Here is a 13,496-nt window from a genome sequence, read left to right on the forward strand (position 1 = left end):
TCTATGTCATATCTATCGCCAGCGTGCGCTCGCCGCGAAGAACTTGTCGCTCGCCCAGACGATAGGCGAGCAGTACCAGCATCCAGCAGATGGCGGCGAACACGGCAACGTGCACGATCGGCATGTTGGCAAGAAATGCTTCCCAGGTTACAGGGCTCGCCTCTACCGCGAACACGGTAATGAGGAGGTTGAGCGCTGCCGCCCATGCGAGGGGTCTCGCCACGATGAGGGTGGCCTCTCTGGTGAACATCCTTCTCACCTGCCTGTGGGTGATGCCCGCCGAGAGCAGCTGGGAGACTTCGCACCGGCGTTCGGGAATCCTGCCAAGCACGCTCGAGAAAACGTCTGAGATTCCTATACAGGCAAGCACACCAGCAAAGACATCAACAAAGAGCCTGAGGCCTGCTCGTGAGTCCTCGTCGCGCTTGGCCTCCTCGGTGAGACTTAGCACTTCTATGTTTTTGTTGCCGGAGAAGCGATTCTCCAGCGCATGAGCTATCTCAGTCTCCGCTGTCGGCGACGTAACGAGGATGTTATAGAAGAGGTCACCGCTTTCGGCTTTGTGCTCGTCACCAAGCGTGACCGATGACACGCCGTCCATGGCGAGAAGATCGTTGATGAGCGCGTCGTCCGCGCCTGCAGCGGCGCCGTCGTCAATGGTTATGCGGACATCCCATACTCCGTCATAGCGTTCGAAGTAGGTGACCTGGGTGGACAGATGCGACAAGGTCTCGAAGTTGATAAGTGTCACGAAGGCGAGAATCGCAAGGGCAATTGAGGCGTTGGCGGTGCGCATGGTGCGCCTTCGCGAGCGTAGGGACTGTGCTGCGAGCGACGTCTCGATTCTCAGCCGTGTGGCGAGCGCCCGAAAAATAGGGCCCGGGCGTCGTTTGGTAGCATAGTCGTCGTCACCCTCGGACATCGCCTTGATCACGCTGATTTTTCCAAGGCGGCGTGCGGGCAGGAGCGCTGAGAGCGCTACTGTGGCAGTCGCAACGAGAAGGCCGAGAAGGACTGCGAACGGCGAGAGGCCAACCACGGGCTCATAGGTGCGCGCGTTGGCAGTTAGCGCGAGCACTCCCGCAACGAGCACGAGCGCAAGCCCCATGCCCACGAGGACGCCAAGGCAGGCCGCGGGAAGCGAGAGCACACATCCCTCTGCAAGGAGTAGCCGCCTGATCTGCGCGTCGTTTGCTCCGATTGACTTCAGAATGCCAAGCTGACGAATGCGAGCACTCATGGAAACGCCAAAGGCGCTCTTGAGCATGAGAACGAGCGCCAACGCGCTTATCGCCGTCACTACGCCAAAGGCGATGGTCGAGCCTGTGACGCTCGGCGTCTCGCCGAGGTAGGCCATGCGCGCGAGGTAGTCGGTAACGAGCATATGGGCAACGCCGACCACAAGCCCGAGCAGAGCGGATGCGACGAAGGAGATTGCGGCGAGCGAAGTGACCGAGGCACGGTTATGACGGATGTAGCTCGTAAGGTAGTCGCGAAGCATAGCTACTCCTTTCCGTCGACGACACGTCCGTCGGAGATGCGTACGACGCGGTCAGCCGCAGCTGCCACGCTCTCGTCGTGGGTGACGAGGACGATGGTGGTACCAAAGCGCTCCCGCACCTTTCTTAGGAGGCCCACGACCTTCTCGCCGTTTTCGCGGTCGAGGCTGCCTGTGGGCTCGTCGGCGAGGACGACGGCAGGACGCGAGACGAGAGCGCGGGCGATGGCCACGCGCTGCTGTTGCCCGCCGGAGAGCTCGGAGGGCATGCTCTTCTCGCAGTCCGCGATGTCGAGAAGGTCAAGGAGCTCGGCAACCGTTGCCGGGTCCGGACGAGACCCGTCGAAGCGCACGGGAAGCTCTACGTTGTCTCGCACGGAGAGGAACGGGACAAGATTGTGGAACTGGTAGACGAGACCGACGGTGTGTCGGCGATAGAGGGCAAGCGCGTCTGCGCCAAGCGTGGAGAGATCCATGCCGTCCACGACCACGCGACCAGCGGTGGGGGCGTCCACGCCGCCAAGGATGTGCAGCAGCGTCGACTTGCCGGAGCCCGAGGCGCCCATGATGGCTACGAACTCACCCCGGCGCACGGTGAGCGTGGCACCATCGAGCGCCCTCCGCTCCGCTGCGCCCTCGCCGAAGACGCGCGTGACGTCCTCGACGATGACCGCTGGGTCGGCATGGTTGCTGCCGATGGTTAGGGACTGCGCTCCGGTTACGGAGGTGCCATCAAGTGACACGTCGAAGGGGATGCGCCGCTCACGGTCGACCTTCTTTGCAAAGAGCGTGAACGCTGTGGTCATGCTCATTCCGAGGTCGCGACAAATTCCCTCCATGGAGCGCTTGGTGTCCTGATCGAGCCGGAAGTTGACGAGCGTGGTCTCGGACATGGGATCCCCCTTAAAGACATTGTCTTTATATTATCTTACACAGAGAGAAAACAAAAGCTGGCACTTGGAGTAAATGCCAGAATGCATGTGGATTACAAAGTGGTCTAACGTGGTATAAATGGAATCAAATAATGACACTTGGACAATCGGCAGAGGAGGTCCCATGGCAACGACAATGACGTCGCTCAACACCAAGCTGAGCACCGAGGAGAAGGACGCCTTTGTCAGGAACACCGCTGCTCTGGGTCTGACGCCGTCCGCTGCGATCAAGGTGTTCGTCCACATGTTCAACGAGTGCGGTGGCTTCCCGTTTGAGGTTCGCCGGCAGGTGAGCGACGAGAGCGTGACGTACCTCGCCACAGATGACTACGAGCGCTTTGCGAGCGCGCTTGACTCTGCCGTTCCCGTGGCCACCCGCGAGCTGCTCGATCGCGAGTTCTCATGGGAGGACTAGCGTTTCGTCGCATTCGCCTGCTTCGCGATGACGATGACGTGAGCGGGTTCTCCTCCGGCAACAGCGACAACGACGCTTGGTTCAAGGAGCGCGCGCATCGTGCGATGCGTGACGGGACGGCGCGGGTGTATGTCCTGCCCCTTGCTACCGGTGAGATTTGCGGATTCTACGCCCTGAGCACTCATGCGGTTGCGCGCGTTGGGACGCTTGCCGGCTCGTTGCGCCGAAACGCCCCGAACCCGATTCCCTGCACGCTGCTTGGCCAGCTTGCCGTCGATGAGCGCTACCAGGGGGAGTCGGCGGGAGCCAGATTGCTGCAGGACGCCATTCGCCGCGCGGCCGCGGCGTCGCGCATCGTCGCATCGCGTGCGCTTGTCGTCGACCCGGCTGACGAGCACGCGGAGGGCTTCTACGCTCACTTTGGGTTCCAGCGCCTGGAAAGCGATTCTCGTCGCATGTTCGTGCGGCTCTAGTGCGGGCATCGAGTCTCGGTTGACCGCGTGCGAGAAACGTCAACCAGCACTCCTTTGATGCCACCCTCGCTCGACCGCATACTGGAGGTGAAAGCCGGCTGCTGCGTCGAGGGGGAGGCATGGGCAAGAGCATCAACATCGGTCGCACCATCGCGCGGGAGCGGCGCCGCGCGGGCGTCACACAGGAGGCGCTTGCCGCCCACCTCGGCGTCTCGAAGGCAGCCGTGAGCAAGTGGGAGCTCGGCCAGAGCCTTCCGGACGTGAGCCTGTTGCCGCGCATCGCCGCGTACTTCTCGCTCACCCTGGACGAGCTCTTCGACTGGCACGACGCGCTTTCTCAGGAGGAGTTCGCCGCATTCTATGCCAAGGTATACGCACTGGGCGAGAAGGACCTTGGCGCCGCGCACAAGCGGCTGCGCGCGCTTGCCTCGGAGCACTACTCGGACGCGAACCTGCTGCTCATGCTGGCGTCACTCCTCACGGTCTGGGCGGACGGCATGGCCACGCCGTTTGCTCCGGCGGGCGAGAAGGAGGGTGCGCCCGATGCCCCGCTTGATGCCGACGACCTCGCCGACGAGGCGCTTGCCCTGCTCGACCGCGTGCTCGAGGTGGCAACGGACCCCACTGCCCTGTATCTCGCGCAGCAGCAGAAGGCCACGACGCTCTTCCAGGCAGGCAGCTACGCAGAAGCAACGACGCTGCTGGAGTCACTCGTGCGCCGACAGGACACGAGCGCCCCGACGATGCTTCTGGCCTCTGCCTACCGCAAGCTCGGCCGCAACGACGAGGCCCTCGACCTTCTGCAGGCGGAGCGCCTGCGCGCGGCGAGCTTCGTGCTCTCGTCGCTCATGCAGGAAGTGGGGATGCGAGATGATGCGGCATTTGCGCGGTTGGCTGGCAACGCCGCAGAGGTGGTCTTTGAGGCTCTCGACATGGGCGCGGTGAACCCGTTTTTCTCGGCAACGATGTCCCTCGAGGTGGCGGAGGTACTGCGCAAGGCTAGCGAGAAGGACGGTGCGCTCGAGGCGCTTGCGCGAGCAATCGAAGCTGTGACCCTGGAGCATCAGGACGCGACAGACTCTCCGCTCTGGGATCGCATGGCCGACCGTCTCGACCCCGCCCGTGCCGGCGAGGCATGGGCCGAGCACAAGGCACGTCAGGCAGACGAGGCAAGATTGCTCATTCGACAGGGTCTCGCCGAGCGCACGTCGTCTCCTGAGTGGCAGAGGATTGTGAGCGAAGATCCTCGTTACCGCGACATTCTTGCGAAGGCTCTGCGCTGATGCTCCGCGTGACGATCTCGTCCTCGTCGCGTCCGGTCACCATGCAGTAGACGAGGAAGACGAGGCGTACGCCGAGGTTCAGGAACAGCAGAGCGAATATGAATCCAAGGCCGCCTAGGACTACCTGCTGGATGATCGACGTTGGCCCGACGATGAGAACGAATTTCACGGTGTCGAGCACCCTGAGCGCGAAGGCTGCCGCCGCGACCGCGACGATGACACGTGCGGGCAGCCAGACGCGGCAGACCGCCTGGAGAGACCTGATGGAGCTCATGATGAGTATCGCGAAGACGAAGAACGCAACGCCGAAGCCCGCGGCGCAGCCGAGCGTGAAGCCGAGGTCGAAGGGCTGATCGTTCGCCCGTGTCCCCGCGAAGCCGACCGCCGCGCCGAACGCCGCGCCCAGCAGCGCGAATATGACGTACACCACGACGTCGAGTCGCCGCTTGCCGTGGATGACATCGCCCGCGTACTGCATCTCGTCAGATGTGGGCGGTCTCATGAATGCAACCATGCTGAGCATCCTTCCCTAAGGGTGCGCCTAGGGTAGTCGCACGTCGCGTGCCGTGCGTAACGAGCCAGTAAGCGCTCTGAAAGGGTTTGTGGCGCGGTCCCGTGGGAAAGGACGGTATCGTAGCCATAGGACAGGCTGCTTGGAATCGGGGGGCGTTTGCGCATGGGGTCCGGTCGAACAGGACGAAGCGTCGCCTTCGCGCTCGCTGCGGCGGCGCTCTACGCGCTGAGCACACCGTTCTCCAAGGCGCTGCTTGCCGTTATCGCGCCGAACATGATGGCGGCGCTGCTGTATCTCGGCGCGGGCGCCGGCATGACGGTGCTTTCGCTCGCTGACGGCGTGCGCGTCGAGCGCGGCGAGGCGCGCGGACGGTCCCTCGAGCGGGCGGACGTCCCCTACGTGGCTGCGATGGTCACGCTCGACGTTGCGGCGCCTCTGCTGCTCATGGCCGGACTCTCCCTCTCGTCGGCGGAGAGCGTCTCGCTGCTGAACAACTTCGAGATCGTGGCGACCGCCCTTATCGCCCGCCTCGCGTTCGGGGAGCGGGTGGGGGCGCGTGCGGCAATCGGCATCGGTGCCATATCCCTGGCGTGTTTTCTCCTGTCTTGGGACGCAGGCGCGTGGGGGTTCTCCGCCGGCTCGCTTCTCACGCTTGCAGCATGCCTGTGCTGGGGCATCGAGAACAACTGCACGAACAGGCTGTCGGACTGCGATCCGGTTCACGTTGTCGTCATCAAGGGGTGGGGCTCGGGCACCGGCGCGCTTGTCGTGGCGCTCTGCGCGGGCGACGCCCTGCCGACGCTCGTTGACGCGGGGCTTGCGCTCCTGCTCGGGTTCGTCTCATACGGGCTGTCTATCGCCTGCTATGTGCGCGCCCAGCGCGACCTGGGGGCGGCACGAACGAGCGCGTTCTACGCGGTGAACCCCTTCATTGGCAGTGCGCTGGCGTTCGCTCTGTTCCGCACGCCGCTTGCGCCGACGTTTGTCCTCGCGCTCGTCCTTATGGTTGTTGGCACATGGCTCGTGGCGCCGCGAGAGCCTAGTGCGCCTCGCCCACCAGCTTGAGCCCGACGACGCATGCCACGAGACCCGCGATGAGCAGGATCTTTGCCCACGAGAACGACTCCGCGCCGGAGACGACGCCCCATGCCACCGTGAGCGCGGCGCCGATGCCCACCCAGACGGCGTAGGCGGTGCCCAGCGGAATCGTGCGGACGGCGTGGCTGAGGCCGAGCATGCTCGCCGCGAGCGCGACGACAAACACGATCGAGGGGACGGGCTGTGAGAAGCCCTCGGAGCGGTCGAGGGCCTGGGCCCAGACGGCCTCCATCGCGCCCGACACGACCAAAATGGCCCAATCCATGACAACCTCCCAGATAGATGCGCCGTCTTTGCGATTCTGGTACGGCTGCCCTCGTCAGAGACCCGTTGGGTCGGGCGAATCGTAGCATAGGTTCAGGCTTGAGGTTTCTGTCTGCTACAATAAACCGAGCAGATTATCTCATCGGTTTGGAACAGATATGAAAAACGAGTTGGTAAATCGACCGGTTTATCTTGACTGGCTCAACCGATGGAAGGACCGTGATGTCATCAAGGTCGCAACGGGCCTCCGCCGATGCGGCAAGTCAAGCGTGCTCGAGCTGTTTCGTCGACAGCTCCGTGAGGGTGGCATTGCAGATAGCAACATTCTGAGCATCAACTTTGAGAGCTGGAACGAGGAATATCCGCTCGATGCCCGAGAGCTCTATCGCTATATCGTCCAGCGTCTGGGCTCCGGTACGAACTATGTGTTTCTCGACGAGGTGCAGCATGTGAAGGAGTTCGAGCGAGCCGTTGACGCACTCTACGTTCGCGATGATGTGGACCTGTATATCACGGGCTCGAATGCCTTCTTCCTATCTGGGGAGCTTGCCACGTTGCTCACGGGTCGCTACGTCGAGCTGCGTATGCTGCCCTTCTCCTTTGCGGAGTACTGGTCTGCGAGAGGCGGTGAGGAGAACCTCGAGGATGCGTTCAACCGATACCTAACCTATGGCGGCATGCCCTTTGCGGCGAGACTTGATGACCCCCAGTCGATTTCCGATTACTTGGGGGGCGTGTTCAACACGGTGCTTGTTGAGGATGTGGCGAGACGACATCCCCGCATGGATATGAGGGCGTTCAGGGATCTCTCGGCGTTTATCGCAGACAACGTGGGAAATATCACCTCGCGAAAGCGCTTGGCCGCTGGGCTTGCCCAAGCGGGGACGAAGGTGTCCCCCGCGACGATTGGGGCATACCTCGACGCGCTCATGGAGAACTACCTGGCGTTCAAGGCGGGGCGTTATGACCTTAAAGGGCGGGAGTACCTTGAGACGCTTGAGAAGTACTATCTTGGCGACCTGGGCTTTAGGTTCTGGCTCCTTGGAAAAGAACAGGGCGATCTGGGTAGGAGGCTCGAGAACGCCGTCTACCTTGAGCTGCTGCGGCGCTATCGCACCGTTTGCGTTGGCAAGGTGGGAACGGCAGAGGTCGATTTCATCGCCATGGGTCAGGATGGTCCCGAGTACTATCAGGTTGCGCAGACGGTACTCGATGAGACGACGCGAAACCGTGAGTTTGCGCCGCTCGAGGCGATTGCCGATAACTACCCCAAGACCGTTCTGACGCTCGACCGTGTTGGGGTGGGGGACTATCGGGGGATTCACCATCTCAACGTAATCGATTGGATGCTCGGCGAGTAGCTGCGCAACGGGCTGTTTCTTGTGCGGCTTCGGGCGCGCGGTGACAATGGGCCTACCGAGAGACCCGAGCAAGGAGGACCCATGGCTATCAAGGACGTCATCGCCGCCATCCGCAAGGAGGCGAACATCACGCAGGAGGAGATGGCGCGCAGGCTCTACGTGACGCGGCAGGCCGTGAGCCGCTGGGAGCAAGGCGAGACGACCCCCGGGATCGACATGGTGAAGCTCATCTGCGTCACCTTTGGCGTGCCGCTCGAGCGCTTCTTCGACATGCCCATGAGCTACTACTGCCAGTGCTGCAGCATGCCCATCCCCGACGAGGAGATGCACGGCACCGAGGCCGACGGCTCCAAGAGCGCCGACTTTTGCAAGTACTGCTACGACCACGGCGACTTCACCGCCAAGGGCATGTCGATGGACGAGTTCATCGAGGCCACGGCCCCCATGGAGGCAAAGGCACTCGGCGTCTCCCTCGACGAGGCAGTCTCGCTCATGGCCACGCTGCTGCCGCACCTCAAGCGCTGGCGCGAGGTCGCCGAGAACGAGGAGGCCTACGGCGCGGAGGTCCGGGCTGCCTACGGCGACGAGGTGGTGGACGTGGCCAACGAGAAGTACGTGGCGATGGGGGAGGCTGCGCACCTGCAGGCCGAGGAGCTGGCGCTGGCGATCAACGAGCAGCTGCGACGTGCGATGGAGGCGGGGGATCCGTCTGGTCCGGAGGCGCACAAGCTCGTGGCGATGCACGGCCACTGGCTGCGCATGTACTGGCCGGACGGCCTCTACACGCCCGAGGCACACAAGGGCCTGGCCGACGGCTACGTCTCCGACGAGCGGTTCCGCGCCTACTACGAGAAGGTGGCCCCGGGTGCCGCGCAGTTCCTGCGCGACGCGATCCACGCGTGCGCGTGATATGCCTAGGGGTCGTGTCCTGGTCCTAATAGGACGTGTGCCCTTTCTTATTCGGTTATCGGTCCTTGTTCTCTTATACCTAGCAAATTGCAAGATATTTACTTTTGCTAGGACATCCTAGTAAAACGAGCTATCGGCGGCACGCCCGGTATAATCGGGGCGTGAGTCCAGCCGAAGGAGACGCGCCATGGACCTCTCACGCATAGACGCCCTCCTGCTCTCGCGCCCCGGTGCCGCCAAGGCCCTCCACGAGAAATGGGGATGGATGGTGTACTGGGTGGGCGGCAGGCAGTTCGCCTGCGAGCTCGCCGCCTCTCCCGACGCCAAGCCGCCCTACGCGGGGCGCCACCTGCTCTCGCTCAAGTGCGACCCCGATCGCATCCTGGAGCTGCGCGCCGAGCACCCGGGCGCGGTGCTGCCCGGCTACTACTCCGACGGCCGCACGTGGGTCTCCGTCGACCTGGACTCCGACCTGCCCGAGGATCTCGTGCTCGACCTCTGCGACATGAGCTACGACCTCGTCTTCTCCAAGCTGCCGAAGCGCGTGCAACGGGAGATCTCCGGCGAGTAGCGCTACCCCGCGAGCGCGCGCAGCGCGTCGGCGGCTGCCTGAGACGTGAGGTGGAGCCTGAGGCCGATGGGGCTTACCTCGAGCCCCACGACGGGCGACCCCTCATAGGTGGTGACCTCGAGACCCTTGTACTCCTTGAGGTCGTCGGCGCTTTGTCCAAGCTTTTGCGTCTCCGGCTCCCACAGCTCGAAGACGTACTCTGCGTCGGCGTCCGGTTCCTCAGCCAGGCCACTCTCCTCGGAGAACGGCTCGAAGGCGTCCTCGATCTCCGTCTGGTCGGTCACCTCGCGAATGACCTCGCCGGTCTGGGCATCTCTCACGACGAGGCGGCAGACCTTGCCCCAATCAACGTCCGAGAGCGTGTCGGCGAGCTCCTGTGCCTGGCCGGCTACCTCATCCGCCTGGTCAGCGATGTCGTCCGGCCCGGGCAGCCCGAAGCACCCTGCGAGGGGCAGCGCGACGGCCGCGGCGAGCAGTGCGGCGATGGCGGCGTGGACTCTCATGAATCTCCCCTCGACGTTCTTCTCGCTCATTCTATTCCTCAGTTCGGAACGTTGGTGCGTCACACCTTGAGCGACTGCAGGTACGCCTTTTGCTCCGTCGCAATGCGGCGGCTCTCGCGCGCCTTCTGGAGCGCCTTGTTGTGCGTCCAGGCGTCGAGGGCGATAGGCCGCCGCTCAAAGAGGGGAAGGGTCGCCTCGGGCTGCTTTATGAGGGCAAATGAGAAGTACCAGGCGCGTGCCATGTTGACGTAGTACTCGGGGCGGTCGATGCCGGCGACGAGCGCGAGGTGCTCGGGTTCGAAGGCATCGTCCAAGAAGAGCGTCATGAGCTGGACCACCCCAAAGCGCACCGTATACTCCGGCTCCGCGGCGATCCACCCACGGATACGCTCGAGCACCGCCGGCAGGTCGCGCTTGAAGGTGGGGACGCGGATGAGGTCGCAGGTCGCCCAGTTATCGACGAAGGGGAGAAAGGCGTCGAGCAGCTCGAACGCCTCCGCGGGCGTCTTTGCCATCCGGCCGATGAGCTCGCCGTGCAGGTTGTTCTCGTCGTAGGTCTCGTGCGGGAGTGCTGCGAGGAACGCGCGCGCCTCTTCGGGTCGCTCGCGTGCGAGCCTGCGCGCGTAGTCGCGCAGCGCCGGCGTGCGCACGCCGAGGATGCGCGCGGGGTCGACGGTCGGCACGAGCTTGGCCTGGAAGTCCCGATACGCCGGGTCGGCGAGCCCCTCGAGCTCGCGCCGGATGCGATCGACGCTCTCGGAGGTCGCAGAGGTGCAGGCTCCCATGGATCTCCTCTCGGCCGGGCTTCTCGTTCATTCTATCTTTGCTCGGGGTGCGCCGACAAAACCTCACAGATGGCGAATGTTTTTCAAATCAGATTCGTTGCCAACTGGGAAAACTCGGTCAGCTCAAGATAAAAGAGACACTACCTGTGGGGTTTACAAGCTCGAAACAAAACAGGAGTCATGTCCAGAAACCAAAACATTCGATATTTGATCGCTCATTTCTGCCCTTAAGCAAACGTTAGGAACTGCCGCGTTCTTCTCGCGTATCCTTGTGGCCGATACGAGGGGAGGGGCGCATGGGCGCACGTGTGCTGGTGGTGGACGACGAGCCGGAGATCTGCGAGCTCGTGCGCGTCTACCTCGAGGCGGAGGGCTTCGAGGTGGAGACGCTCGGCGACGGCTCGTCGGCGGCCGCGCGGGTGACGGATGCCAACGCGCCAGCGCTCGACCTTGCGATCCTCGACGTCATGCTGCCCGGTGCGAGCGGCCTCGAGGTCTGCCGCGCCATCCGCGAGCGCCACAGCTACCCCGTGATCATGCTCACGGCCCGCGGCGAGCAGGCGGACAAGATCGCCGGGCTCACCCTGGGTGCGGACGACTACGTGGTGAAGCCCTTCCTGCCGCTCGAGCTCGTGGCGCGCGTGAAGGCGCAGCTCAGGCGCTATACCACGTACAACGCGGCAGGCGGGGCGCGCGGCGAGAAGGACGGCGTCATCGCGTGCCGCGGCCTCGTGCTCGACGTGCCGGCCCACGAGGCAACCCTGAACGAGCGCCCGCTCGCCCTCACGCCGACGGAGTTCTCCCTGCTGCGGATCCTGCTCGAGGCCGACGGCGCGGTCGTCTCCGCGCGCGAGCTCTACCAGCGCATATTTGGCGACGAGTACTACGAGCGGGGCTCGGGCTCGATCACGGTGCACGTGCGGCACCTGCGCGAGAAGATGGGCGACTCCTTCGAGGACCCGCGCTACATCAGGACCGTCTGGGGATTGGGGTACAAGATTGAGCGCTAGCAAGAAGAACGGCGGGGCGCGATCGATCGTCCTGACCGTCGCGGTGGTGGCGGGCGCGATCCTGGTCGCATCGGCGGCGTTCAGCACGGTCTTCGGCTTTGTGGACAAGGCCTGGAACGGCTCGTTCATGGACTGGCTGGCCCCGCAGATTCTGAACGTCGACAATCTGAACGAATTTGGCCTCTGGCCGGAGATGGTGCTGGACGTCTCTGGCACCAAGTACTTCTTCATGCAGCTGGGCATCTGCGGCATCGTGCTTCTCGCCGTGGGCTGTGCGGTGGCAGCCGTCCTCTCCGCCCGTCGTGCGCGCCGCGAGGAGCGAGCCCGCGCCGCTGAGCTGCTGCGCGTTTTTCTCGCCCACGACCTGGAGGCCCACGAGGCGTTCCCGTCCGGCTGGGAGGAGCTTGCGCTCGTCGCCGCCGACGCCAAGCGTGCCGCAGCGGAGCGGGAGCGCCAGCTCGCCGACGAGTCCGCGCGCAGGAGCGACCTCGTGACCTACCTCGCGCACGACCTCAAGACGCCGCTCACCTCGGTGATCGGCTACCTCTCGCTCCTGGACGAGGTGCCGGACATGCCCGAGGCGCAGCGCGTCCGCTACACGGGCGTCGCGCTGGACAAGGCGTGCCGCCTCGAGCGCCTGGTGAACGAGTTCTTTGACATCACGCGCTACAGCCTCACGAATATCGAGCTCGAGCTTGCGCCCGTGGACCTCGCCGGGCTTCTCGTCCAGCTCGCCGACGAGTTCTACCCGGCACTTTCTGCCCACGGCAACGTGGCGCAGGTGACGGTGGCGGGCACGGTGCGGACCGTCGAGCGGCCGGGCGAGCCGCTCGTGGTCACGGCCGACGCGGCTCGTCTCGCGCGCGTCTTTGGCAACCTGCTGCGCAACGCGATTGCCTACAGCGACGAGGGGACGCCTGTTGAGATTGAGGTCTCGGCCGGGGAGGGGAGCGTCGTCGTTGCCGTGTCCGATACGGGTGCGACCATTCCCTCGCACAAGCTTCGCGCGATCTTTGACCGCTTCTTCCGGCTGGACGAGTCCCGTGGGAGCGCCACCGGCGGTGCCGGCCTTGGCCTTGCCATCGCGCGCGAGATCGTGGAGCTGCACGGCGGCACCATCTCCGCCGCGAGCGAGAACGGCCGCACCACCTTCACCGTCGAGCTTCCGCTCTCACGCTGAGAAGGCCCACAGGTTCAGACACTGCCCGAGCACGCGCTCGAGGTCCCAGGGGCGCGAGCTGCGCTCGGCGTTGTTGGGGTCGTGAACGACGACCTCGCCGTCCTCGGTCAGGCCCGTCAGCACGATGAAGTGGCCCGTGGTGGTAAAGTCCCCTGGCCCCACGCTGCAGATGACGGGCTTCCCGCCGAGAAGCGCCTCGCGAACAACGCTCGCGCTGGCAGGCAGTTCCTCGGAGACGAGTCCCAGCTTCGCTGCGCCGTCGGTCATGAGAGCCCACGCCGTCATTCCGTTGCTCACGTAGCCGTCGCGTTCCGAGAAATCCGCCATGGCGGCGGGGTCGAGGTCGTCGCGCCCGGTGAGTGTCACGTAGACCATCGAGAGGCACGTGGGGCCGCAGCCGTTCTTCTCGACGGTTCCTCCGGCGTAGGGGTGGCTCGCCCACTGTGGGTCGGTCTGGTAGAGGAAGGGAGTTTCGCCCGCCCGCCACTCCGAGCGGGGCGTGGAGTGGTATGACACGGAACCGCCCGTGTGCTCCGCCCCGCTCTCCATTGAGGTCACAACAAGCCAGGCGACAACGGCGAGCGCGACTGCCAGCACCCCGGCGACCCCAAGAACGAGCGGCACCCGCCGAGCCCTCCTACGGTTGATGTACCTGCACGGCGCCACACGAATCTTGCTCATGCTTCCCCCTTCGACTTGG

The 13,496-nt window shown here is 64.2% G+C and carries 16 protein-coding genes; 9 read left to right on the top strand and 7 right to left on the bottom strand.

The features are described 5' to 3' along the window. Position 1 precedes the first annotated feature (1 nt). Both B5F73_RS02770 and B5F73_RS02775 read right to left on the bottom strand, forming a co-directional pair. Positions 2 to 1,501, bottom strand: a complete 1,500-nt coding sequence (locus B5F73_RS02770) for an ABC transporter permease (RefSeq protein WP_087226111.1) — start codon at positions 1,499 to 1,501, stop codon at positions 2 to 4. Positions 1,502 to 1,503: 2 nt separating this feature from the next. Continuing rightward, positions 1,504 to 2,391 carry a type II toxin-antitoxin system RelB/DinJ family antitoxin gene (locus B5F73_RS02775; RefSeq protein ID WP_239379778.1) on the bottom strand — a complete coding sequence of 296 codons (888 nt, stop codon included), beginning with the start codon at positions 2,389 to 2,391 and terminating at the stop codon, positions 1,504 to 1,506. Positions 2,392 to 2,554: 163 nt separating this feature from the next. Here B5F73_RS02775 and B5F73_RS09425 point away from each other — a divergent pair, with 163 nt between their 5' ends. From B5F73_RS09425 to B5F73_RS02790, 3 genes are all read left to right on the top strand, one after another. After that, on the top strand, positions 2,555 to 2,845 hold the full coding sequence (locus B5F73_RS09425) for a type II toxin-antitoxin system RelB/DinJ family antitoxin (protein ID WP_143803111.1): 291 nt from the start codon (positions 2,555 to 2,557) through the stop codon (positions 2,843 to 2,845). A 38-nt stretch (positions 2,846 to 2,883) separates the two neighbouring features. Next, entirely contained in the window at positions 2,884 to 3,318 is a 435-nt protein-coding gene (locus tag B5F73_RS02785) for a GNAT family N-acetyltransferase (protein ID WP_158094746.1), read from the top strand. 119 nt (positions 3,319 to 3,437) lie between these two features. Further along, on the top strand, positions 3,438 to 4,601 hold the full coding sequence (locus B5F73_RS02790) for a helix-turn-helix domain-containing protein (RefSeq protein ID WP_087226118.1): 1,164 nt from the start codon (positions 3,438 to 3,440) through the stop codon (positions 4,599 to 4,601). On the opposite strand, the gene B5F73_RS09220 is transcribed toward B5F73_RS02790, so the two are convergent. Then, positions 4,498 to 5,115: a hypothetical protein gene (locus B5F73_RS09220; RefSeq protein WP_143803112.1), complete on the bottom strand. Its 618-nt coding sequence runs from the start codon at positions 5,113 to 5,115 to the stop codon at positions 4,498 to 4,500. The two genes, B5F73_RS02790 and B5F73_RS09220, sit on opposite strands and share 104 nt — an antisense overlap. A gap of 162 nt (positions 5,116 to 5,277) precedes the next feature. Between B5F73_RS09220 and B5F73_RS02800 the strand changes: the two genes are divergently transcribed. Then, positions 5,278 to 6,180: a DMT family transporter gene (locus B5F73_RS02800; protein WP_087226124.1), complete on the top strand. Its 903-nt coding sequence runs from the start codon at positions 5,278 to 5,280 to the stop codon at positions 6,178 to 6,180. On the opposite strand, the gene B5F73_RS02805 is transcribed toward B5F73_RS02800, so the two are convergent. Continuing rightward, on the bottom strand, positions 6,155 to 6,478 hold the full coding sequence (locus B5F73_RS02805) for a multidrug efflux SMR transporter (RefSeq protein ID WP_087226127.1): 324 nt from the start codon (positions 6,476 to 6,478) through the stop codon (positions 6,155 to 6,157). The genes B5F73_RS02800 and B5F73_RS02805 overlap by 26 nt on opposite strands. A gap of 157 nt (positions 6,479 to 6,635) precedes the next feature. On the opposite strand from B5F73_RS02805, the gene B5F73_RS02810 reads away from it, so the two are divergent. The 3 genes from B5F73_RS02810 (at position 6,636) to B5F73_RS02820 (ending at position 9,318) form a co-directional block, all read left to right on the top strand. Beyond that, positions 6,636 to 7,838: an ATP-binding protein gene (locus B5F73_RS02810; protein WP_087226130.1), complete on the top strand. Its 1,203-nt coding sequence runs from the start codon at positions 6,636 to 6,638 to the stop codon at positions 7,836 to 7,838. An 81-nt stretch (positions 7,839 to 7,919) separates the two neighbouring features. After that, a complete protein-coding gene (locus tag B5F73_RS02815) occupies positions 7,920 to 8,747 on the top strand; it encodes a TipAS antibiotic-recognition domain-containing protein (protein ID WP_087226133.1) in 828 nt (275 codons plus the stop codon). A gap of 187 nt (positions 8,748 to 8,934) precedes the next feature. Continuing rightward, positions 8,935 to 9,318, top strand: coding sequence for an MmcQ/YjbR family DNA-binding protein (locus B5F73_RS02820; protein WP_087226136.1), 384 nt, complete (start codon positions 8,935 to 8,937; stop codon positions 9,316 to 9,318). Positions 9,319 to 9,320: 2 nt separating this feature from the next. Here B5F73_RS02820 and B5F73_RS02825 read toward each other — a convergent pair whose 3' ends face one another. Beyond that, positions 9,321 to 9,851, bottom strand: coding sequence for a hypothetical protein (locus tag B5F73_RS02825; RefSeq protein WP_087226139.1), 531 nt, complete (start codon positions 9,849 to 9,851; stop codon positions 9,321 to 9,323). Between the two features lie 29 nt (positions 9,852 to 9,880). After that, a complete protein-coding gene (locus B5F73_RS02830) occupies positions 9,881 to 10,606 on the bottom strand; it encodes a DNA alkylation repair protein (protein ID WP_087226142.1) in 726 nt (241 codons plus the stop codon). Between the two features lie 296 nt (positions 10,607 to 10,902). Here B5F73_RS02830 and B5F73_RS02835 point away from each other — a divergent pair, with 296 nt between their 5' ends. Together B5F73_RS02835 and B5F73_RS02840 are read left to right on the top strand one after the other, a co-directional pair. Next, positions 10,903 to 11,616 (top strand): response regulator transcription factor, encoded by a 714-nt coding sequence (locus tag B5F73_RS02835; RefSeq protein ID WP_087226146.1) that lies wholly within the window; start codon positions 10,903 to 10,905, stop codon positions 11,614 to 11,616. Beyond that, positions 11,606 to 12,796, top strand: a complete 1,191-nt coding sequence (locus B5F73_RS02840; RefSeq protein ID WP_143803113.1) for a HAMP domain-containing sensor histidine kinase — start codon at positions 11,606 to 11,608, stop codon at positions 12,794 to 12,796. The genes B5F73_RS02835 and B5F73_RS02840 overlap by 11 nt, the downstream gene beginning before the upstream one ends. Here the strand turns inward: B5F73_RS02840 and B5F73_RS02845 are convergent. Continuing rightward, entirely contained in the window at positions 12,788 to 13,477 is a 690-nt protein-coding gene (locus B5F73_RS02845) for a C39 family peptidase (protein WP_204206246.1), read from the bottom strand. The two genes, B5F73_RS02840 and B5F73_RS02845, sit on opposite strands and share 9 nt — an antisense overlap. Positions 13,478 to 13,496 lie beyond the last annotated feature (19 nt).

The sequence above is a fragment of the Olsenella sp. An270 genome, from assembly GCF_002159735.1.
Classification (GTDB): Bacteria; Actinomycetota; Coriobacteriia; order Coriobacteriales; family Atopobiaceae; genus Thermophilibacter.